Source organism: Actinomycetes bacterium, from assembly GCA_024222295.1.
Classification (GTDB): domain Bacteria; phylum Actinomycetota; class Acidimicrobiia; order Acidimicrobiales; family Microtrichaceae; genus JAAEPF01.
This window is the reverse complement of the sequence record JAAEPF010000024.1, coordinates 162,430-184,460: the sequence shown is the minus strand read 5'-3', so window position 1 is coordinate 184,460 and position 22,031 is coordinate 162,430. Positions and strand designations below refer to the sequence as shown.

16 protein-coding genes and 3 pseudogenes are annotated in these 22,031 nt (G+C 68.4%); 6 read left to right on the top strand and 13 right to left on the bottom strand.

The genetic code is table 11. The features are described 5' to 3' along the window. Positions 1-22: 22 nt before the first annotated feature. Genes GY812_08725 through GY812_08715 form a run of 3 tightly spaced genes read right to left on the bottom strand, consistent with a single transcriptional unit; the run spans position 23 to position 4,896 of the window. Positions 23-2,527: an acylase gene (locus GY812_08725; GenBank protein ID MCP4435561.1), complete on the bottom strand. Its 2,505-nt coding sequence runs from the start codon at positions 2,525-2,527 to the stop codon at positions 23-25. 38 nt (positions 2,528-2,565) lie between these two features. Further along, positions 2,566-4,089, bottom strand: coding sequence for an aldehyde dehydrogenase family protein (locus GY812_08720; GenBank protein ID MCP4435560.1), 1,524 nt, complete (start codon positions 4,087-4,089; stop codon positions 2,566-2,568). Positions 4,090-4,092: 3 nt separating this feature from the next. Further along, positions 4,093-4,896 (bottom strand): SDR family NAD(P)-dependent oxidoreductase, encoded by an 804-nt coding sequence (locus GY812_08715; GenBank protein MCP4435559.1) that lies wholly within the window; start codon positions 4,894-4,896, stop codon positions 4,093-4,095. An 89-nt stretch (positions 4,897-4,985) separates the two neighbouring features. Between GY812_08715 and argJ the strand changes: the two genes are divergently transcribed. Beyond that, entirely contained in the window at positions 4,986-6,164 is a 1,179-nt protein-coding gene (gene argJ, locus GY812_08710; GenBank protein ID MCP4435558.1) for a bifunctional glutamate N-acetyltransferase/amino-acid acetyltransferase ArgJ, read from the top strand. Positions 6,165-6,185: 21 nt separating this feature from the next. On the opposite strand, the gene GY812_08705 is transcribed toward argJ, so the two are convergent. The 4 genes and pseudogenes from GY812_08705 to GY812_08690 form a co-directional block, all read right to left on the bottom strand. Beyond that, on the bottom strand, positions 6,186-7,745 hold the full coding sequence (locus GY812_08705; GenBank protein ID MCP4435557.1) for an alkaline phosphatase: 1,560 nt from the start codon (positions 7,743-7,745) through the stop codon (positions 6,186-6,188). A 1,403-nt stretch (positions 7,746-9,148) separates the two neighbouring features. After that, positions 9,149-9,376 (bottom strand): annotated as a pseudogene (locus GY812_08700) (hypothetical protein). A gap of 695 nt (positions 9,377-10,071) precedes the next feature. Beyond that, positions 10,072-11,244: a CoA transferase gene (locus GY812_08695; GenBank protein ID MCP4435556.1), complete on the bottom strand. Its 1,173-nt coding sequence runs from the start codon at positions 11,242-11,244 to the stop codon at positions 10,072-10,074. 3 nt (positions 11,245-11,247) lie between these two features. Beyond that, positions 11,248-11,607 (bottom strand): hypothetical protein, encoded by a 360-nt coding sequence (locus GY812_08690; protein MCP4435555.1) that lies wholly within the window; start codon positions 11,605-11,607, stop codon positions 11,248-11,250. Positions 11,608-11,764: 157 nt separating this feature from the next. Here GY812_08690 and GY812_08685 point away from each other — a divergent pair. Next, positions 11,765-11,992: pseudogene (locus GY812_08685) on the top strand (hypothetical protein). Positions 11,993-12,939: 947 nt separating this feature from the next. Beyond that, positions 12,940-13,956, top strand: a complete 1,017-nt coding sequence (locus GY812_08680; protein MCP4435554.1) for an isopenicillin N synthase family oxygenase — start codon at positions 12,940-12,942, stop codon at positions 13,954-13,956. Here GY812_08680 and GY812_08675 read toward each other — a convergent pair whose 3' ends face one another. The 5 genes and pseudogenes from GY812_08675 to GY812_08655 all read right to left on the bottom strand — a co-directional run bounded on the left by GY812_08675 (position 13,957) and on the right by GY812_08655 (position 18,148). Beyond that, a complete protein-coding gene (locus tag GY812_08675; GenBank protein ID MCP4435553.1) occupies positions 13,957-15,291 on the bottom strand; it encodes an amidohydrolase family protein in 1,335 nt (444 codons plus the stop codon). Then, positions 15,281-16,066: a DUF2064 domain-containing protein gene (locus GY812_08670; GenBank protein MCP4435552.1), complete on the bottom strand. Its 786-nt coding sequence runs from the start codon at positions 16,064-16,066 to the stop codon at positions 15,281-15,283. The genes GY812_08675 and GY812_08670 overlap by 11 nt, the downstream gene beginning before the upstream one ends. Positions 16,067-16,185: 119 nt before the next feature. Further along, positions 16,186-16,425: pseudogene (locus tag GY812_08665) on the bottom strand (methyltransferase domain-containing protein). Between the two features lie 113 nt (positions 16,426-16,538). After that, positions 16,539-16,982, bottom strand: a complete 444-nt coding sequence (locus tag GY812_08660) for a hypothetical protein (GenBank protein MCP4435551.1) — start codon at positions 16,980-16,982, stop codon at positions 16,539-16,541. Then, positions 16,979-18,148 carry a molybdopterin-dependent oxidoreductase gene (locus GY812_08655; protein MCP4435550.1) on the bottom strand — a complete coding sequence of 390 codons (1,170 nt, stop codon included), beginning with the start codon at positions 18,146-18,148 and terminating at the stop codon, positions 16,979-16,981. Before GY812_08655 ends, GY812_08660 begins: the two co-directional genes overlap by 4 nt. 170 nt (positions 18,149-18,318) lie before the next feature. On the opposite strand from GY812_08655, the gene GY812_08650 reads away from it, so the two are divergent. Then, positions 18,319-19,023 (top strand): response regulator transcription factor, encoded by a 705-nt coding sequence (locus tag GY812_08650; GenBank protein MCP4435549.1) that lies wholly within the window; start codon positions 18,319-18,321, stop codon positions 19,021-19,023. Then, complete coding sequence (locus GY812_08645) at positions 19,020-20,273, top strand: HAMP domain-containing histidine kinase (protein ID MCP4435548.1); 1,254 nt, start codon at positions 19,020-19,022, stop codon at positions 20,271-20,273. The genes GY812_08650 and GY812_08645 overlap by 4 nt, the downstream gene beginning before the upstream one ends. Before the next feature lie 5 nt (positions 20,274-20,278). Here GY812_08645 and GY812_08640 read toward each other — a convergent pair whose 3' ends face one another. Continuing rightward, the gene (locus tag GY812_08640) at positions 20,279-20,932 is read right to left on the bottom strand and encodes a glycosyltransferase family 2 protein (protein ID MCP4435547.1); all 654 of its coding nucleotides are present in this window, start codon (positions 20,930-20,932) and stop codon (positions 20,279-20,281) included. 35 nt (positions 20,933-20,967) lie between these two features. Here GY812_08640 and GY812_08635 point away from each other — a divergent pair, with 35 nt between their 5' ends. Further along, the gene (locus tag GY812_08635) at positions 20,968-22,026 is read left to right on the top strand and encodes an NAD-dependent epimerase/dehydratase family protein (protein MCP4435546.1); all 1,059 of its coding nucleotides are present in this window, start codon (positions 20,968-20,970) and stop codon (positions 22,024-22,026) included. The last annotated feature ends 5 nt before the right edge of the window (positions 22,027-22,031 follow it).

Here is a 22,031-nt window from a genome sequence, read left to right as displayed (position 1 = left end):
TCGGCTGCCAGGGAGTCGATGCTCAGCCCGACACGTTGGTGACGGTGGCCGAGGGGTCAGAAGCTACGGCTTCGGGGGTGAACAGTGCAGGCTTCCACTGCTTCGCAGCGAACTCCTTGACGCCGACATCGAACAACGGACTCGACTCATCGCCCACCTGCCCGTAGGTGAGGATCGAGTGACCCTGTGGGCCATCGTCACCGAACTCCACCGCAAGCATGAAGCTGCTTCCGTAGGTGACCGGGTAGCCGTCCTCGGTGAGCGTGGAGCCGGCGACAAGTCGCTCGGGCCAGTCCGGCTGAGGCTGCACGGTGGAGTAGGCCTGCCGGCCATCGCTGACCACGTTCGTGATGCCCTCACCGCCAAGACCACCCGGTACCGGGTTGCGAACACCCTGGACACGGGCGTCGTACTGGATCTCCCCGAGCGGGGCATCGAGCGCGATGCCCACGTGGTCCAGGAGCGCCACGGCGTTGGCCAACCCGAGCAGCACCTGGTCGGCCCCGTCGACGACAGCAGGGCCGAGCCCGTTGGGAGTGTCCGCAGGGCTGGCGGCGTCGAACGGCACGGCCCACAGGTCGCCGTACGTCACCTGCTCGGTGAACTCGCGCCAGAGCACCGGACCCTGGCTGTCAGCGTTGTAGAGGCCATCCCACGCCTCCAGCACGGCGCATGCACGCGACAAGTCGACTTCGGTGGGTGCCACGACCGGCTCGCCGTCGCCACTGAGCAGTTCCTCGCTGGCCACCGGCGCCGTGGCCGCGTTGCAGCGCTGCACCACACCCTCGAGCCACTGCGCCGTTGTGTAGGCACCATTGTGCAGCGCCGCGGCCCGCAGCTCGTCGCCACTGAAGAGTTCGTCGTCGCCGGCGAGCATGTCGGGTGTGTTCAGGTCGAGCACTGCCAGGTTCTGACGGGTGCGCACGCTGCGCGCGGTGTCGGCCGAACCCTGCAGGGGCGAGAAGTCGCCGTCGATCGGCGCAGCCGAGTTGGCGATCCAGTAGCTGTCGTTGGCATTCATCACGTAGTCGGAGCGCTCCTGACCCGGCAGGCCAGACCACGGGATCACGCCTGGCCACGGGGCCGCGGGATCGTCGACCCAACGGTCCCGCGACGTGTTGCCCTCGAGCAGCACCGCGTTGGACTCCGCTGCCAGCTTGGTGAGCCCGCCCAGTTCCAGCCGGGCCTCGTAGGCCTCGATCGCCTCGGGAGAAAGGTTGGGAGTGGCCGACGTGTCGGCGTACCAGGTGGTGCCGTCGGAACCGACGGCCACCGTATTGAACAGCGGCACGCCCTGGTACTCCTCGTGCGCGTCCCGGAGCTCCTCGAGAGACCCCGCCCGCATCATCGCCGCGTACTGCGGCAGAGTGCGGTCATTGGCCAGGTTGGCGTCGCGGTAGGACACGGTGGCGGTGTCGGTCCAGCCGACTCCCGGGAAGTCGAGTACCGGGCCGAACTCGGTCGACCAGTACGTGCGGGTTGCCGGCGTCGTCGTGCCGTCGTCGCCGAGAACCTCGATGGTGATCTCCCTGGAATCCATGGGCACAGCTTCGCCGTCGATCACATATGAGGTGGGGTCTCCGGGCGCGAGTTCCATCTGGTAGGCGGTGAACCGCTTGCCTGCCGACACGGTGTGGGTCCATGCCACACCTTCGGTGAACCCGATCCCCACGCCCGGAAGCCCGAGCAACTGGGCCCCGTAGACGTTGATGCCGTCCTCGGTGCTGAGGTGCACCTCGGAGAAGCGGAGCTCGCCGATCCACGGGAAGTGGGGGTTGCCGATCAGCGCGCCCGAGCCGTTCTCGGTCAGCTCGGAGCCGACCGCCCAGCCGTTGGAGGCCAGGCTTGCCCGACTCGATGCTGAAAGGTCGGTCGTTGCGAGAGCGGTCTCCTGGCCACCTGCCTCAGCGGACGAGCCGGGAGGCTGGGCGGCCGCGATGAAGTCGATGAGTCGGGCACCCGACGCCAGCAACGCCACCGATCTGGCATACGCGTGGACCTCTTCGGCGGTCACGGGGCGCATCCACTCCGCTCCCCTGCACCAGTCCTCGATTCCGTCAACGCCCTGTGCCTCCAACGACGCATTCCATCCTGCGGTGAACGCCTCGACGTGGCCGCGCACGTCGTCCTCGACCGCTGCCCAGTCGGCGTTGGCGACGTCCACGAGGCCGAGTGCTGCCCAACCGAAGTCGCTCTCGATGTACTCCCCGTCTTCGCCCGGACCGAACGTGGCTGCACGCTGTGAATGGATCTTGATGACCTGGTCCACCAGGTCACACGGATGGTCCTCGGCCGACGCCCACCCCTGCCCGAAGGAAACCCCGTCCAGGCTCTCGGCGTGGATGTGTGGCACGCCGCCAGTCGTGCGCGTGATCACCGCCCCGTAGCCCTGAGGGCCGACGTCGATGGCACGCTGGCCACCATCGCCTTCGCCGCCCGCATCGTCGTCATCTGATCCCGTGCATGCGACGGCCAGAACGGCGAACGCAGCAGCTACCGAGAGCGTCTTGAATCCCCTGGTCTTCATGCGGGCAGCCTCGCACAACTGCCGCCGGGCGACCGTCCTCAGCTCGGGTAGGCGTCGGCACCGGTGGAATACTCCGGTGCACGGTCGCCAAGGCGCATCGCGGTCGGTACATGGATCGAGTGCGTCTGCAGGTACTCCGCCACCCCGGCATCGCCGAACTCGCGTCCGTAGCCGGACTGCTTCCACCCGCCGAACGGCGCCCGCAGGGACATCCCCGCCCGGTTGTGGCAGTTGACGAACGTGAACCCCGCCTCGATCCGCTCCGCGATTGCGAAGGCACGGTCTTCGTCCTCACTCCACACCGACGAGGCCAGGCCGTACTGGTCGGCGTTGACCCGGTCGACCACCTCGTCGATCTCGTCGAAGCCGAGCAGTGGCACCGTGGGTCCGAACTGTTCCTCGGCCACCACGGGCCAGTCGTCCGCAGCACCCGTCACGAGTGTTGGCCGGCAGAACCATCCCCCATCGACATCGATGCCGTCGCTGACCGTGCCCAGCTCGTGCACGACGCCGCCGCGCGATGCCGAGTCGGCGACCAGGCCCGCCACGAAGTCGCGTTGCTGCGCCGACACCATCGGTCCGACGGTGACCTGCGGGTCGAGTGGGTCACCCATCACCAGTAGGCGCTCGGCTGCTGCCAGGTAACCCTGCTCGAACTCGGCCAGGCGCGACGAGTGCACGAACAGCCGCTTGGCGGCCATGCAAACCTGCCCGCTCGTGAGGAAGGTGCCCCAAACGAGCCGCTCGAACAGCTCGTCGTCGAGGGGCGCGTCGTCGAGCACAACAGCAGCGTCGTTGCCGCCCAGCTCCAGCACCACCGGAGTCACGTTGGTGGCCGCGGTGGTTGCCACCATGCGTGCCACGGTGCCGCCACCGGTGAAGGCCACCTTGCGCACCAGCGGGTGCCCCACGAGGGTCTCGCCCACTTCTGCGTCGCCATGCAGCACGGACAGCACGCCGGGTGGCAACACGGCGGCGATCGTGTGCAGCGCAGCGGTGACTGCGAGGGGAGCCAGCGGTGACGGCTTCACCACGATCGTGTTTCCAGTAGCCAGGGCCGGCGCGACCTTGAGAATCGAGAGGATCAGCGGCGCGTTCCATGGAACGATCGCCACGCAGACTCCGTATGGACGGCGGATGATCCGCAGCCGACCCATGTCGTCGTCGAGCTCATCGTCGACCCCTACGCGTCGGGTCGCCGCGATTGCGTGCCGCAGGTAGGCCGCCGCGAAGCCCATCTCGCCGGAACAGTCGGCCACCACCTTGCCAAGCTCCCGGGCCAGCAAGGGGCCGAGGTCGTCGGATGTTGCGGCCACCGCATCCGCGGCTTCCTCGAGCAGCTCCAGACGCTCGTCGACCGACATCTCCGACCAGGCGTCGAAAGCCCCATGCGCGGCAACCACTGCGGTGTCGGCGCCCGCTGTGCCGACTGCCGCTACCCGGCCGACCACCTGGGAGAACCGCGCCGGGTTGACCCGTTCGATCCACCCGCCCGAACCGTCGCCGCCCACGCTTCCCGAAGCGTCGAAGGACGAGAGCTCCACGGCCTCGACGGGTGGCATCTCTCAGAACCCCGGCATGCCGGGCGCGAACGTGCCGGCGGTCCAACCCGCGTCCACCACGAAGTCCGCCCCCGTGCACGGCAGCGCAGCGGGCGAGAGCAACCAGGTGACCATCGAGGCGACGTCGCCCATCTCGGTCTCGCGTGGCTGGCCGTCGACATGCAGCTTCGGTTGCGGCGTGCCGCTCATGAAGCGGTCGATGTCGAACTGGTCGAGGAACGGGGCGAACATCTCCGGGTTGCCCATGGAGGGACACACCGCGTTGATGCGGATGCCGTCGCGGCCGTACTCGACAGCGGACGACTTGGTGAGTCCGCGTACTCCCCACTTCGATGCCGTGTAGGCGATCGTGGCGTTGCGTCCCTCGAGTCCGGCGACCGAGGAGATGTTGACGATCGACCCCCCTCCGTTGTCGCGCAGCATGGGCGCAACAGCGCGGATTCCGAGCGTGGGGCCGACCAGGTTGACCTTGATGAGGGTCTCGATGTGGCCCGGGTCCATGTCCTCGAGCGGGCCGAGGTGCAGGATCGCGGCGTTGTTGACCAGAGCGTCCAATCCACCCATCTGGCCGGCAGCCGTGGCCACGCCCTCGGCCCAGGAGTCGGCATCGGTGACGTCGAGTTCGAACGATGATGCAGCGGTGCCCAGCGACTCGGCGACCCCGGCGACGCGGTCCACCTGGATGTCCCCGATGGCGACGGTGCCACCCCCGTGCACGACCTGGGCTGCAATCCGGGCCCCCACGCCTTGCGCGCCGCCGGTGACAAGCACCTTCAGGCCTTCCAGATCTGCATTGGCTTCGGTCACGTGTACTCCTCGATGGTGCGCCCCGCCCGCGGCGACGATCATGCCAGAGGTGCCATATGCGTGCGAACAGTGGGCCGCGGTCTGGAAGAATCGCCGCCATGACACCAGTGCCCCTGCCCGCCGGCTTCAGCGCACATGCCGGCAACATCGGCATCAAGGACTCCAGCGCCGACTTCGCGGTGGTCGTGGCCGACCAGCCATGCGCCGCCTCCGCGGTGTTCACCCGTTCACGGTTCTCCGGACCGTCTGTGACCGTGTCGCGTGACCACGCCGCCGATGGCGCCCTGCAGGCGGTGGCCGTCGTGTCGAAGAACGCCAACGTGGCGACCGGCGCGGCCGGCGACCGCCACGCAAGGGAGTTGGCCACGCTCGTTGCAGGCGCCACGGGGTGCGAGGAGCGCGACGTGCTCGTCGCCTCGACCGGGGTCATCGGCGTGCCCTACCCGATGGACCGGATCCGCGAGTACATCTCGCAGCTTCCCAAGCCCACGGCGCTCCGGGATGCCACGGACGTGGCGACGGCGATGATGACCACCGACACGCACCCCAAGGTCGCGTTCGCCACCGTGCCCACAGAAGACGGCGCAACGGCTTCCATCGTCGGCGTGGCCAAGGGCGTGGGGATGATCGAGCCCGACATGGCCACGATGCTGGCGTTCGTGTTCACCGATGCCGAGGTCCCACTCATGGAGCTGAACGACGGGTTCCGCCACGTCGTGGACCGCACATTCAACAGCCTGTCGGTCGACACCGACACCTCCACCTCAGACACAGCTGCTGTGCTGGCCAGCGGAGCAGCCGGCGCGGTGGAGCCGCACCTGTTCAACCTGGAGCTGGCAGCGGTGTGCACCGAGCTGACCCGCCAGCTGGCCGCCGACGGTGAGGGGGCCACGAAGCTGCTGGTCGTGGAGGCCACCGGCGCCCGCGACGACACACAGGCCAAGCGCGTGGCCAAGGCCGTGCTCAACTCACCGCTGGTGAAGACAGCGGTACACGGAGCCGACCCCAACTGGGGACGGGTCGCGATGGCAGTGGGCAAGTGCAGCGACGACACCGACATCGAGCCCGACCACGTGAGGATCACCTTCGGCGACACGCAGGTCTACCCCAGCGCGGCCGGCGCCGACCTCGGCGCGCTGGAGGAGTACCTGCGCGGCGGCGAGGTCCACATCGGCGTCGACCTCGGTATCGGGCACGCTCGGTGGGAGGTCTACGGCTGTGACCTCTCCGACGGATACGTGCGCATCAACGCCGACTACACGACCTGAGAGTCGCTGGCCGGCCCGGGCTCAGAACACCTGGATGGCCGGGTCCGGATCACCATCGGTCATCGTGAACCTCGCGGCCTCGACTGGCTGGGAGAACTTCGACAGGGCGCTGTGGGCCCAGAACGAGACCTCCATCTCGCTCGGGTCGCATTCCACCAGGCCGAATCCGTTGCGCAGGCCATCGATGTAGTTGAACCCGGGCTCCCAGGTACCCCACGCTGCGTTGCTGAAGATGTAGTTCTCGTTGACCGCGCCACCTGCTGATGAGATCGCACCGGCGGCGAACTCGTTGGCGACCTTGGGTGCCACAGGGTCGTCCATGTCGGATGTGAGCGTCGCCGCCCAGAAGCTGTGGTAGTCGCCGGTCACGAACACGGTGTTGTCGATCGAGTTGGCCGCCAGGTGCCCGAGAATCTGGTCGCGTTCCCACGTGTAGCCGTCGAAGGAGTCCATCGGGTTGGTGTACAGGCCGGCGTGAAGGGGCAGGTTCGGGTTCTCCGCCCGGGCCTCCGGGGTGTCGTGGTCCTCCATGCGCAACGGGGCGATCATCACCGGGTTGCCGATCACCTTCCAGGTTGCATTGGCCTGGGCATCGGTTAGCCCGTCGAACAACCACTGGCGCTGCGTGGCTCCCAGCATGGTGCGCCCCGTGGCCGCCTCGAACGACGTCAACTCGACCGGGCCGAACAGGGGCACGTTGGCGGTGTTGGGATCGCGGTACTGGCGACCGTCGAGCATGAAGATCGACCCCACGCTGCCCCACTGCAGGTCGCGGTAGATCCGGTTGGCGGAGATCGGCCAGGTCGGCATGTACTCGAACCACGCCTGGTAGGCAGCCGACGAGCGTGCCGGATCGGTGCTGAAGATCGTGGCGTCGTAGTCGTTGACTATCTCGTGGTCGTCCCAGATCGACACGAACGGGTGCGCGGCGTGGGCGGCCTGGAGGTCGGGGTCGCTGCGGTAGACCCGGTACTTGGTGCGGTAGTCGTTGAGGGTCTTGGCCTCGGCTGTGGGATCGCCTGCCCGGACGGCTCCGAGCAGGTTGATCGAGAACGCCTCGTAGATGTAGTCGCCCAGGAACAGCACGGCATCGAGGTCACGCTGGGCGATGTCGCGCCACGATGTGTACCACCCGCTGTTGTACGACTGGCAGCTCGCAAATGCCAGCTTCAACGAGGACGTGGTGGCACCCGGTGCGGGCATGGTGCGGGCCCGGCCCACGGTTGAGCCTTCGTTGGGGTGGATGAAGCGGTACCAGTACTGCTGGTCGGCGCCGAGGCCACCCGCGAGCACCTTGACTGTGTGGTCGGCGGCGGCCGACGCCGTGGCGTTGCCCGAGGCGACGACGTTGGTGAAGCCCTGGTCGGTGGCAACCTCCCACCCGATCGTGAACTGCCCGTTGGCCTGCTGGGGCGACACGCGGGTCCACAGGACCACTTCGGTGTCGCTGTGCAGGCCACTGGCCACGCCCTCTGAGAACACGCGCGTCGGGGCGGTCGTGGGTGCACATGCCGTGGCCGTTCCAACGGCTCCGACTGCGGATCCGCCCAGACCCATGCGGAGTAGGTCGCGTCGCTGCATTGTCCCCCCAGACGAGTTGCCCGAACCCTGTGGTTCGGATCAAGTTCAGCTGGGCGACACTCTACGTTCACTCAGGGTGGCCCGGCCAGCTTTGCCCGGTTGTCCCTTTCGTGGCGCAATCAGAACCTGACGTAGCTCCACGAGGACCGTGTGCGACGGTTGCGGGCCGCGAAGGCGACCAGACCAAGGCCGAGGATCAGCTGCAGCGCTGCGAACGGCAGCAGCCATCCACGTGAGTTGCCGGTGAAGGCGAGCTGTTCTGCAGTCTCCGCGGCGACCTCGACTCCCTCGACGATCTGGGTGGTGGTGATCACAGGCGGGTTGGCTGCCACACAGTTGGTGGTGCTCTGCGGACTCGAGGTCGCGAACGACATGCTCTTGACCGTGAGCGTCACCTGGTCGCCGTCAGCCCCGGCTGCGGTGACAGAACCGCTGGCGGTCGGGACCTTGATGCTCGAGTTGGTTTCGACACGGCCGGGCACGTTTCCGACCGAGACGACCACGTCGCTCGGGCTGCCGGCTCCACCGGCGGCCACGTTGAGCTTGAAGTCCTCGACGCCGTTGGGCAGCGCCACGGGACCGGTGCGCGGTCCGGGGTCGAGGGTCACCTGGAATGCGAGGTTGCCGCCGGGGGCGACCTTGTCGACGGTCTTGATCGTCACGGTCTGCGGATCGTCCTGGTCGGGAAGCGGGTTCGGACCCACACTGATCGTGCAGACGAAGTCGACCTGGGCCGACTGCTCCAACACCTGCGCCTGCGGACCGGACGACGCCGGCGCGATCGGCGCTGCGGTGGTAGTCGTACCGCTGTCACCGGCTGGCGCCGCTGTAGTGGTGGTCGTCGTGGAAGCGGGCGGTGCCGTTGGTGGCGGGCCGGTGGGATCGGCCAGCTCTTCTTCGACGATCTCGGTCGACCCGAAGTCCTCCACGGTGGCATCACAGGTGACGGCTCCAGGGCTGGTCAGAGCGGTACCTGGCACGGTGACCGTGCTCGTGATCACGGTGCCGGGCTTGTAGCTGATCGTGTCACCAACAGCGCCGGTAGCTGTCACCTGCGCAACCTGTTGGGGCACCGGTATCGACCCGTTGGCCGGAACAACCGGCCCATATGCCGGATGAGTTGTCTCGAGCAGATCCGGCGACCCACCGTCTCCGACGAGAATCGAGGTGTAGATGCCCGAGATCGAATTGGCCGGCAGCTCCACCGGCCCGTTCTGCATCCCCGGTTTGATGTCCATGAAGATGTCGAAGGTGGAACCGGCTGTGGCCTTGTCCGGCGCCGAGATGGTCACCTCGACAGGGCTCGGCTGGTTGGGAATGGTCGTGCCGCTCTCGTAGACCACCTGACACAGGTAATTGACCGCACGCGTTTCAGATACGAGCGTTGCCTGACCAGGCTGCGGTTCCGTCGTGGTCGGAGCCGCCGTTGTGGTCGGAGCCGCCGTTGTGGTCGGAGCCGCCGTCGTGGTCGGAGCCGCCGTTGTGGTCGGAGCCGCCGTTGTGGTCGGAGCCGCCGTTGTGGTCGGAGCCGCCGTCGTGGTCGGAGCCGCCGTCGTGGTCGGAGCCGCCGTCGTGGTCGGAGCCGCCGTTGTGGTCGGAGCCGCCGATGTGGTCGGAGCCGCCGTCGTGGTCGTGGTTGCGCTGCCACCGGCGTCGACAGTGACGTTGGCGCGCTTGCCCTCGGGGATCGGACAGTTCAGCGAGGCGAGGTCGTTGAAGTACCGAACCCGCACAACTTCCAGTGTCGTCGTCTCGTTGATCGGGCCGAGCGAACCGTTGAAGGTGGGGAATTCGATCTTGGTGTCAGCAGGGATGGTTGGCCCAAGTGGGAGCGTGGGGGACGCGACCTGGTTGTCCATGTCACCGTTGACTGCCAGGTACACGGTGGTCTGCCCGTCGGAGAACGGAACCGGCCCATTCACAAAGCCAGGTTCGCCATCCACGGTCACCTCGTAGTCGACATCACCACCCGTTGGGACAGAGTCCGGGGCTGTGAGCGTGATGTCCACATTCGAAGCAGGGATCGGACTACCCGGATTGCCGAACAGCAAGAAGCCGCAAGTCACCGAATCGGCCCTGACCTTGCTCTCGCCGGCACTGGCTCCGCCGTTGCCGATGAACGCGGTCACGGAGGTGAGCATTGCCGTTACCAGTAACAGCCGTCCCAAGAGCTTCATCTGTTCCCTCTGTCTCCCCGCCGGCCCCGCGCCAGCTGCACCACCCCCGTTCCGCACAGCGGAACGGCATTTCGTATATGCAGATCGTACGGCAGGTTCGGCGACAGCGGCAAGGCTGTCTTGTGGTTTCCGGTGTTAACCGGACGCCCCTAGCCAATCACATTCTCGTCTAGCAGTGCTTCCCCGCGTACTGGGTCGATACCCCAGCCGGAAAGGACCTCCACCGGATCGTCGATCTCGACCGCCGGGGTCGGCTCGGGGTTCGAGGTGCGGCTGAACCGGGGAGCGGGAGCGGGCTGTGCCACACCGTCGACCTCGGGGAACATGGCTCGCTGCACTCCGAGGTCGCCCTGCGTCGCCTCACCCATGTCGAGCACCGGGGTCACACACGCCTCCAGGTCGGCGAAGTGGGCATCCCACTCGTCGCGCGTGCGGGTGGCGAACACCTCGCTAAAGCGGCTCCGCAACTCGGTCCATCCGGACTGGTCGTGCTGATCCGGTAGCTGCTCGCCGGCGAGGCCGAGCCCCTCGAGCAACTGGGCGTAGAACTTCGCCTCGATTGCCCCCACCGCCACATATCCGCCGTCGGAACAGCGATAGCAGTCATAGAACGGTGCGCCCGAGTCGAGCAGGTTGGTGCCTCGCTCCGCACTCCAGAACCCGGAGGCGAACGCACCGAACAACGGAGCCATGAGAACTGCCGATCCGTCGACCATCGCGGCATCCACAACCTGGCCCTTGCCCGACGTCGCCCTCTCGACCAACGCGGCGAGCACGCCCGCGACCAGGAACATCCCTCCCCCGCCGAAATCAGCGACGAGGTTGAGCGGCGGTGTGGGCGCCTGCCCAGCTCGGCCGATGTGCGCGAGCGCACCCGAGAGCGACAGGTAGTTGATGTCGTGGCCCGCACGCTCGGCCATCGGTCCGTCCTGGCCCCACCCGGTCATTCGTCCGTAGACGAGGCCCGGGTTGCGCGCGGCGCAGTCCTCGGGACCGATGCCGTAGCGCTCCGTCACACCTGGGCGGAAACCCTCGATCAGCACATCCGCGTTCTCCACGAGGTCGAGAACCAGCGCCGCACCCTCTGCTGAGCGCAGGTCCACCGCCACCCGGTGCCGCGACCGGTTGAGCACGTCGTAGCCGTTGGTCCGACCCACATCGGGCACGCCTGCGTCAGGGGTGATCGGCCGCGCATCGGGCCGGTCTATGCGCAAGACCTCCGCGCCGAGGTCGGCGAGCACCATGGCTGCGAACGGTCCGGGACCGATCGCTCCTATTTCGACAACGCGGATGCCCGCGAGTGGGCCTGCGTCACCCGACACCTGTCAGTCCAGGTCGCGGACGGTCCAGGCAATCTCCACCGGCGCAACGTACCGCGGCCCGTCGACCCACTGCAGACCCTTGGCAACACCGGACACGGTGTCACCATCCACGTTGGGGCGGCCGACGTATGGCAGGACGAGGTGGACACCGGCGGACCGGTCAGACACCCATACCCGGCCAATGCTGAGCCTCAGCCACGGCACCGGAATGACGCGGGCTCCGAGGCGGGCAGACCCACCTTCGGGGCCTTCCACCGAGCCGACGGCACCGACACGGTTGCCACCCTGGGAGACGTTGACGATCCCCGGGCTGAACGGTCCGCCGGCGGAGTAGGTAGTCGCACCCGAGATCTCGACCGACATCTCATCGCTGGCCGGACCGGGAACCGTTGTGGTGGTCGTGGTCGGCGGAGCAGTCGTCGTAGTCGTCGTGGTCGGCGGAGCAGTCGTCGTAGTCGTGGTCGTGGTCGGCGGAGCAGTCGTCGTAGTCGTCGTGGTCGGCGGCGCAGTCGTCGTAGTCGTGGTCGTAGTCGTGGTCGTGGTCGTGGTCGGCGGCGCAGTCGTCGTAGTCGTGGTCGTGGTCGTGGTCGTGGTCGGCGGCGCAGTCGTCGTAGTCGTGGTCGTGGTCGGCGGAGCAGTCGTCGTGGTCGGCGGCGCAGTCGTCGTAGTCGTCGTCGGCGGCGGAGCAGTCGTCGTAGTCGTAGTCGTCGTCGTCGGAGCAGTCGTCGTAGTCGCCGTGGTGGTGGTGCTGACCGGGGCCTGCGGGTTGGGCATCACCTCTCCGACGAGCTTGGCCTCGTTGAGGCCGGACCAGGAGGGCACACCGACGGCGCCGTTGATGGTCGAGTTCAGGTTGACGAACTGCCCACAGCCCCATGCGCCCGGGACTACGAAGTTGTTGTTGACGATCGACAGGATGCCCAGGTTGACGTTGTAGGTGCCGGCGAGGGTCGAACCATTGGGGGCCGTGCTCACTCCGGTCGTGAAGGTCACGTCTATCGGGTTGTTGTTGGTGCCGATCGTGCAGGCGTTGCCGAGAGGAACACCCAGCGGAGCGCCCTCCAGCTTCACCCTGAGGCGTACACGAAGCGTGCCCGCGCCGGTCACGGGGTTGACCGTGCCCTCGGCGTCATGGGTGGGGATGACCTGAGCGGTCACCACGCTGCCCTGCACCGCGATGAACGCCTTTGGGAACTGGACCGTGGACTTGGGCATCACTACGTTGCCATCGGCGTCGATCGAGCCGATGAGCACCGTTTCCTCCATGGGCTGGTGGCCGGCCACGAGCTCGGAGTCGTCAGCCTCGGCCGGTTCACCATTGGGGCCGACCGCGCAACCCGGATCGAGGAGGTCAGGCAGGTTGTCGCCGTCGTCGTCTCCGAAGTTGGAACACTGGGGCAGACCGGTGGGCGTGAGGTCGATCATCGTGTCCTTGAGCTTCAGGTAGCCCGAGTAGGGAACGATCTGGATCGGTCCGGGCTCGGCCACGACGGCAGCATCGGCGCCGGGCACCATCAGCGCGGCCAACAGCGCGCTGGCAACCAGCGCGATCCCGATTCTTCCCCGCAAACGCAGTGCAGACACAGCGATTCCCTCCGAAGGCCCGACTCGCCCGAGAAGGACCGAACCACAAGTCTGACTACCCCGCGTGCACCACGTCAAGCCATGGCAGCACTGTGCAAGGCTCCAACTCCGATGCTTGTTCCGACAATAGACCTCCGGGACTTCCACGGTGCCGGGAGCACATCTACTTCACGGTCCTCGGCCGTGAAGCGGATCGCGCGAGCCTGCTCGGGCATCGGGTTCTTCCAGGTGGTCGGCCACGACATCGACCCGGCCCTGCGCCGGTCCCTCCTGGACGCCTCGAAGGAGTTCTTCGCCCTGCCGGCGGCCGAGAAGCAGCGGGTCTCTATGGCGCACGGAGGGAGGGCCTGGCGCGGCTGGTTTCCGCCGGGCGGCGAACTCACCTCCGGTGTGCCGGATGCCAAGGAGGGCTACTACTTCGGCAGACACCTCGACGCTACGCACCCGGCCGTCCGCCAGCAGCTGCCCATGCATGGCCCCAACCTGCACCCCAGCCACCCACAACGGCTCGGACCGCTGGTGGAGCAGTGGATCCAGCAGGTGAGCGAGGTGGGCATGGTCGTGTTGCGGGCGATGGCCCTCGGGCTGGGCCTGGCAGAGGACCACTTCGAGCGGTGGTGCGCAGATCCAGTCGTGCTGTTCAGGATCTTCCACTACCCGGCGGCACCGGCCCTCGCCGACTCGGACTGGGGCGTTGCCGAGCACACCGACTACGGACTGCTCACACTGCTCGCCCAGGACGACACCGGCGGCCTGCAGGTCCACGGTCCCGACGGCTGGTTGGACGTGCCGCCGGATCCCGACGCACTCGTGTGCAATCTCGGCGACATGATCGAACGCGTCACCGGCGGGCGGTATCGCTCGACTCCGCACCGCGTGTCGCGGCCCGAGAGGGACCGGATATCCATGCCGCTGTTCCTCGACCCGTCCTGGGACGCGGTGGTCGAGCCGATCGCAGCGTTGGACGGGGCGGGCAGTCGGGATCCGCGCATATCGACCCGGTGGGATGGTGAAAGCGTCTTCGAGGGCCCGACGGTGTACGGCGACTACCTCACCGCGAAGGTGTCAAGGGTGTTCCCACACCTCTTCGCCACCGAACTCGACGGGCCGGACGAACCAGAGAGCTGATCACCCCTCGACGACGGCACCGAGGGAGCGCAGGTCGCGTACTACGTCGGCCTCGTCGACGAGCTGGTGCCGACCGCCGCGCACGACCCGGCGACCGGATGACCAAACATCGGTCACGTTGTCGCGGCCCGCTGCGTACACGATCGCGGAGCACACGTCATGCACGGGCTGGGTGGCCGCCCGGTCCAGGTCGAGCGCCACCACGTCCGCCAGACGCCCCGGCGTGAGCGATCCGAGCCGGTCGGCGACGCCAAGCGCCTCGGCGCCCTGGCGAGTCGCCATGTCGAGCACCTCCGGGGCGGCCAGAATGGTCGCATCGGGCCCATCGGGGCCGGCGGCCTTGTGCAGCAAGGCGGCGAGGCGGGCCGCTCCGAGAAGGTCAAGGTCGTTGGACGAAGCCGCCCCGTCGGTACCGAGGGCAACCGTCACTCCCGCGTTGCGCAGCCGCTGCACCGGGGCGATGCCGGATGCGAGCTTGAGGTTGCTCGCCGGGCAGTGCGCCACCGAGGTGCCCGTGGAGGCCAGCAGTTCGATCTCGTGGTCGAGCAGGTGCACGCCGTGGGCAATGACCGTGTCACCGCCCAGCACGCCCAGGTCGCCGAGCAGCTCGAGGGGCCGGGCGCCGTAGGTGCCCGTGACCATCTCGACCTCGTCCGCTGTCTCGCCGGCATGGATGTGCATCACGGCGCCCACCGAGCGGGCGAGGTCTGCCGCCTCGCGCAGGTGTGGTGGCTCGACGGTGTAGATCGTGTGAGGCCCGACCACCGGTCGCCACCCGTCAACGGCCGGATGCTCGTCGAAGAACGACGCCGCCCAATGCATACGCTTGTCCCACGAACCGGGCGGTGCGTCGGGGCCGGCCGCGTCCAGGATCACCGGACCGGTGAACACACGGCCGCCGGTCTCCTCGGCCGCCTCGAGGACCGCCGGTGCGAAGAAGTACATGTCGAGCGCCGTGGTCACCCCGCCCAGGTGCGACTCGACGAGCGCGGCACGCGTCGCCGTGCCGACTCGCTCGGCACCGAGCAGCCGCCCCTCGAGCGGGATGACGGTGTCGAGGAACTCGGCGAGGGTCCGGTCATCGGCGACCCCGCGGAACATGGTCATCCCCAGGTGCGTGTGGGCGTTGACCAGCCCCGGGATCAGGGCGTGGCTGCGCAGGTGCTCCACCGGCGCATCGGGGAACTGTGCGCGGACCTCCCCGAATGGCCCCACTGCCACCAGATCCGCTCCGCTGATCGCGACCGCACCATCGGTGACCACGTCGCCCTCCACGGGCACGACCCAGGCCGCACGCACGAGTTCCACACTCCCGTGCTGGTCCTCATCTGCCATCTGCAACGCTCCCATCCACAACTCCGTCGCCAGCAGCGCCGCTGATCGACCGCACCACTGCCGAGGTTCGCAGGTCCGGGAACTCACCGGCAATGGCCAGCGCATCTGACCAGTGATCGATGTCGCGCAACTCGTGCACCACCGCGACCTGAAGGCCGAGCGATGCGAGCCTCGCCTCCTGCACGACCCGGGTGTCAGCCCGGCTCATGGGTACGTCGTCGAACGCGCCATCCACATGTGAGCGAAACCCGATGGTCCAATAGCCACCGTCGGCGGCAGGCCCGAGTACGGCGTCGGCCGCCCCGTCGGTCAACGCCCGGCAAGCGGCGTCGACCGACCGCGCCCCGAGCTGGGGAGTGTCCATGCCCACGACCACGCCCGGCCCGTCCACATGGGCGAACACGGCGTCGAGACGCGCACCGAGGCCGCCGTCCACCTGCGGCACCACCTCGAAACCCGTTGGCATCCAACTGCCGGGCTCACCCTCGAGGAACAGGACGCGCCGGCGCGTGTTGGCCCCGGTGACGGCCTCGAGTGTGTCGTGCAGGGCGGCCTCGGCCACCCGGGCCGCTTCTGCCGGGGAGCAAGGAGGACACAACCGCGTCTTGGCGCGCCCCGGCAACGGCTCCTTTGCGATCACCGCCACGGTGACCGCGCCGGGTTCGATCAGCGCAGCCACGCGAAGTACCGCGAGTCGGCCACACGCACCGCGTCGACCTGGAGCCCCGCGCAACAGGCGATGGGCTCGACGTCGTCGACCGACACGGTCGCCCATGAGAACCACGGCCCGGGCGGCTGGCACTCGACCACGACGCGCACGGTGGTGGTTGCCGTGCGCGCGCCCGGCGCGCCGAGCTCGACCAGCAGGCGCCCGCCGTCGAGCACCAGCTCGGACACCCGGGCGAGGAGCGCCACGGGGTCACCGCCGATCCCGATGTTGCCGTCGAGCAACAGGGCGGTACCCCACCGGCCCTCGCCCGGGAGTGGGTCGAACACCGACCGTTCGAGCACCGCCACGCCGGCCTGCGACGCGCAGCGCAGCGCCGAAGGTGCAACATCGATGCCAAGCGACGGCACTCCCCTTGCACCCAGCGCGTGCGCGATCCGTCCGGGGCCACACCCCACATCCAGCACCGTCGGCTCCACCGCCTCAAGCACCTCGAGTTCGGCTGCGGTGGCCGGGCGCGACCAGTCGCCCACAGCCAGCGGCGTACGCAGCCCGGTGTCAGCGCACTCGAGCGAGGCCGTCACGCGGACTCCTTGTGCAACCGCCGGTCCCAGATGAGTCCGACCACCACTGCGGCGACCAGCAGGCCCAGCCACACCAGTGCGAGGTTGCGGCCGGCCGGAAGCGGAAGGACGGTCGGGTTGTCGCTGCGCTCGCCAAAGCGCCCGATGACCGGGATGGAGGCCACCGTGATGATCGCACCGACGGCCACCGCCCAGCGGAGGCTGCGCGCCAGGCCGGGGCGTCCCAGTGAGGCGAAGCCGGCTCCCACCAGGAGCACGAGCGGCAGCACGACCAGGTCGTGAACCAACGCTCCGCCGATGAGCCATGTGAACCAGGAGGCCGGGGCGGTGCGCTCAGCCTCGGCGAACACACCCGCGATCGACCAGGCCATCACCGCGAAGCCGGCCAGGATCACCAGCCACGCCACAGGGCCGGGACGCGCCAGGTGTCGCTCGCTCATGCGACCTCCAACCGAGTGACCCACTTGGTCTGCATCACGCCGGGTCGGTTGGGTGCGACCAGCCGCACGGGCGCTCCGTGGTCTTCGTGAAGTGGTTCGTCGTCGACCTGCATGGCCAGCAGGCAGTCATCCCGTGCGGCCAGCGGCGCACCCACCACCGAGCTGCGGTACAGGCCGCTCTCCTGCGCGGACCGCACCACCACGTCGAAGTCACCGGCCTCCAGACCGGCCGCTTCCAGCACGGTGGCCATGGGCACACCGGTCCAGACCACCGACGCGGACCAGCCCTCCACACACGCGATGGGAAGCTCATGGGTGACCTGGGTCATCGAGCGCAACTGTTCGAGCGTGAAGGGCACCTCGGTGCCCAGCGGATCGACGACCACGAGCCTGTAGTCGGGATCGTCGGCCAGACCCTCGGTACGCGCCGCAGCAGCAGTTCGGTTGACCGGAAAGCCTTGCGGACCGAAGTCCGCATCGCGCGGCGCCAGGGCGGTGAAGCGCCGCAACGGCGGGAACGTCTGGCCGGCGGTCAACAAGGTGATCAGGCCCACTGCGGCGGCCACCACGGCGATCAGGCCGCGTCGGGTCATCGAAACCACGGGGCGCTCCGGATCGGACGTGTCATCGGGCGCGGGTGCCGCGGTTCGGTGGCCGTCGGGGTCATCCCAGCGCACCCGCTCCTGGTCGGGCACCTGGCCCGGCCACCAGAGGCGCCGCAACACGGGGGCCTGGAGGGCAACGTGCACCATGAGGGCGCCGAGCACGAGCCATGCGGCCCACCAGTGGCCGGTGGGAAAGAAGAACTCCCAGGGATACCAACCGGCGATGTTGGCCGTTCCACTCACCAGCAGGAAGATCGACCCGCCAACCAGCGGGAGCAGCGCCAGACGGGCCATAGCATCGACCACGCTGTCGACCGGAGGCCACCGTGGCAACTGCGGCGAAACCACATAGAGCTTGCCCAGCAGCAACGGAATGCTCGCCAGGCCCGTCGCCACGTGCAACCCCTGACTCACCCTGTAGGCGCCCGCTGGGACAGTGGGGATCGAAAGCCAGTCGGGCGGGTACTGGTGCAGGTGCGACAACAGCCCGGTAACCAGGCAGATCGTGAACGCAGCACCGAGCAGCGCACCGAGTTGGGCGGCAAGGCGCTCGGAGTGCACGTCGCGGGCAGCAACGACCTGGCGGCGTTCCTCCAGGGCGTCGATCCGGTCGATCACCCTGCCGAGGCTAACCAGCGGCGGCTGAACCAGGGCGGCAGAACTTGTTACGGATCGCTGAACAAAGCGCCCACGCAGCCGTGCGGCATGCTCGCCGCCGTAGCATCTGAGGCATGGCAACCGCTGCCGGGCAGGACCGGCGGATCCTCGTGGTGGAGGACGACGACACGCTGTCCGAGGTCGTGTCGCGGTACCTGAGCCGCGAGGGCTACGACGTGGCCGTGGAATGCACGGGTGAGTCCGGGCTGTCGAAGGCGCTCGATTGGCAGCCCGACCTCGTGGTGCTCGACATCATGCTTCCAGGCATCGACGGTCTCGAGGTGTGCCAGCGGCTGAGGCGCAGCGCACCCATTCCCGTGGTCATGCTCACCGCCCGCTCCACCGAGGACGACCGGGTGCTGGGACTCGAACTGGGAGCGGATGACTACGTGACCAAGCCGTTCTCCCCGCGCGAGCTCACCGCGCGGATCGGCGCGGTACTGCGGCGAAGCGAAGCCGGCACCCCCGGCTCCGACAAGGACCTGCCCGCCCTGCATGCCGGGGCGGTGAAGCTCGACCCGATGTCACGCGAGGTCACCGTCGACGGCGAGGCGGTCCACCTGACCGTCAAGGAGTTCGACCTGCTCGCCCACCTGATGCGCAACCCGAGGGTCGCCTTCTCGCGCGAGGAGCTGATGCAGGCAGTTTGGGGATGGACATGGGGCGACACCGCGACCGTCACCGTCCATGTACGCCGTCTGCGAACGAAGGTCGAGTCGGACCCGGCAGCACCCGGGCACCTGGTGACCGTGGCGGGTGGATACCGCTTCGAGCCATGAGGCCGGCGCGCCGACCGCGGGTACGCAAGTGGATGCCGCTGGCGATACTCGCTGCGGCGGTGGCGGTCGCAGCGCTTCTCGCGTGGATCGGCGGTGCGTCGGCCAGGGATTCGGTGAGCCTCGTCGCGCTTGCCCTCGGTGGCGCCGCTGCAGCCGTGCTCGTGGTCATGCTGGTCACGCGGTTGCGCCACAGCAGCGGAATCGCCACACACACGGCTGCTGTCGCTCTCGTGTCGGTGAGCGCCACCACGGTGGGCGTGGTCGTCGGCGCCAGGGCGATGTTCATCTCTGCTCATGACCTGACCGCACTCGGGGTCATCGTTGCCACGGCCACCGGCGCCGGCCTGGCAGTGGCGTGGCAGCTCGGCAGCCGCATCGACCGCGACGTGACCGAGTTGACCGAGCTGAGCGAGGAACTGGCTCGCGGTGAACGCCCTGCGTCGACCCACTCCGAGGTGGCTGAGCTCGACCGCCTCGGAGACGACCTCGTTGCGATGGCGGACCGGCTCGCCGAGGCACACCAGCGGGAGCTGACACTGGAGAGGTCACGACGGGAGCTGGTCGCGTGGGTTTCGCACGACCTGCGCAGTCCCCTCGCGGGCATCCGCGCGATGGCCGAGGCCATGGAGGACGGGGTGGTGACCGAGCCCGAGGACGTGGCCCGCTACCTGCGATCCATAGGCGAGGAGACGTCGCGACTCGCCCAGCTTGTCGACGACCTGTTCGAGTTGAGCCGGGTCACCTCGGGTCTGGCGGGGGTCGATGCCCGTGCGGTGTCGCTGGCCGACCTCGTGCTTGCCGGTGCCAGGGGCGCGGGCCCTGTCGCCGAGGCCGCCCGGGTCGACCTACGGCTTCCGTCCGGCGTTGACTCCGCGAACCTGCCCACGGTGTGCGCATCGGAGGCCGAGACGGTCCGCGTGCTGGGCAACCTGCTCGACAACGCGATCCGCCACACGCCCGCCGGCGGAGTCGTGTCGGTCGAAGTCTCGACAACCGCGCGCACTGCGGCGGTGTCGGTGATCGACGAATGCGGAGGAATACCCGCCGACGACCTGGAGCAGGTCTTCGACGTCGCGTTCCGTGGGGATGCCGCGCGTTCGCGCTCCGATGCAGGTGGGGGGCTCGGCCTCGCCATCGCCAAGGGTCTGGCCGAAGCCCAGGAAGGGTCGATCGCCGTGGCCAACCACGAAGGTGGCTGCTGCTTCACCGTCGAGATACCCCTCGCCACCACCGATGGAGCTACCGGTTGAATTGCTCAGCCCCGGTGCCGGGCCAGCAGCCCGCCCATGTCACCAATGGCGCGGGCCGTGCCGAGGAATGTGCCGGTCACCTTCGACTGTCCGACGCGCGGGCGGTAGTCGACTCCGACCTCCTGGATCCGCCAACCAGCTGCACCTGCCGCGAGCACCATCTCGAGTGGCCAGCCGGAGCGGCGGTCGACCAGCGACAGGTCCAGCAGCGCTTGCCGCTTCGCCGCCCGCATGGGGCCCAGGTCGGTCAGCCTCGCTCCGGTGCGTCGGCGCAACTCGAAGGCAAGCGCCCGGTTGGACACCCGAGCGTGCCAGGGCCACGAGCCGGGACTTGCGACCCGCGCACCGAGCACCAGGTCGGCCACGCCCGCCACGACAGGGTTGGCCACCCGCGGGAGCTGGCTCGCGTCGAAGCTGGCGTCAGCGTCCATGAAGCAAACGACGTCGGCGTCCGCCGCGGTGAGGCCCGCGAAACAGGCCGAGCCGAACCCCCGCACCGGCTCCTGGATGACCGTCGCCCCGCACTCGGCGGCAACACCGGCGGTGCCATCACTCGACCCGTTGTCGACCACGATGGCCCGGTAGCCGGCAGGCATCGCGCCCAGCACCGAAGGCAGGGCGCGGGCCTCGTCGAGTGCCGGCAGGATCACATCGATCACGTCCAACAGTGTGCTGCACGTCAGGTGGTGGCGACATGAGGGTCATCGTCACCGGTGCTGCCGGTTTCATCGGGTCGCACATCGTGGACTCCCTCTTGGCCCAGGGCGACGATGTAGTGGCGGTCGACAATCTGGATCCCGGCGCCCACCAAGAGAGGCCCGGATGGCTGGCCGAAGGCGCGCAGTGGCATGAGCGCGATGTGCGCGACCCCGCCACATGGACGGACCTCCTTCCGGGCGCCGACGCTGTGTGCCACCAAGCCGCAAAGGTGGGACTCGGCGTCGACTTCGGCGACGCCGGCGACTACGTGTCCAACAACACAGTGGGCACGACAGTGCTGCTGTCGGCCCTGCACGAGTCGGGCTTCGAAGGCCCGGTCGTGCAGGCATCTTCGATGGTCGTGTACGGCGAGGGCCGATACCGATGCGATCGCCACGGGGTCGTCAGGCCAGGAGCGCGGGTCCCGGAGGTGATGGATGCCGGCGACTTCGAACCTCCGTGCCCGCAGTGCGGTGCCCCGCTGGCACCGGAACCGGTGACCGAGAGCGCTCCGACCGACCCGCGCAACGTGTACGCGATGACCAAGCTCAACCAGGAGGTCCTCGCCTCGGCGTGGTCACGCGAGCACGCGAAAGCCGTCACCTCTCTCCGCTACCACAACGTGTACGGGCCCCGGATGCCACGCAACACGCCCTATGCAGGAGTGATGTCCATCTTCGCCAGTGCGCTGCGCGAGAGGCGCCGGCCCGCAGTGTTCGAAGACGGCGGGCAGTTGCGCGACTTCGTGCACGTGAGGGACGTCGCTGCCGCCAACCTCGCGGCGCTCAAGGCTTCGGCTCCCCACGACGGTCCGCTGAACGTCGCCTCGGGGCAGCCGATGACACTGTTCGAGGCGGCCAGCCAGCTGTGCGCTGCTGACGGCCGCGGGATCCAACCCGAAGTCGTCGGTGGCTACCGGCTCGGAGATGTGCGCCACGTGGTCGGCAGCCCCGAGGCAGCGGAGCGGGCCATCGGATTCAGCGCTGCGGTCATGCCCGCGGACGGCTTCGCCGAGTTCGTCTCGGCGCCGATGCGAGCGCCGGTGCACGAGTGACGGCC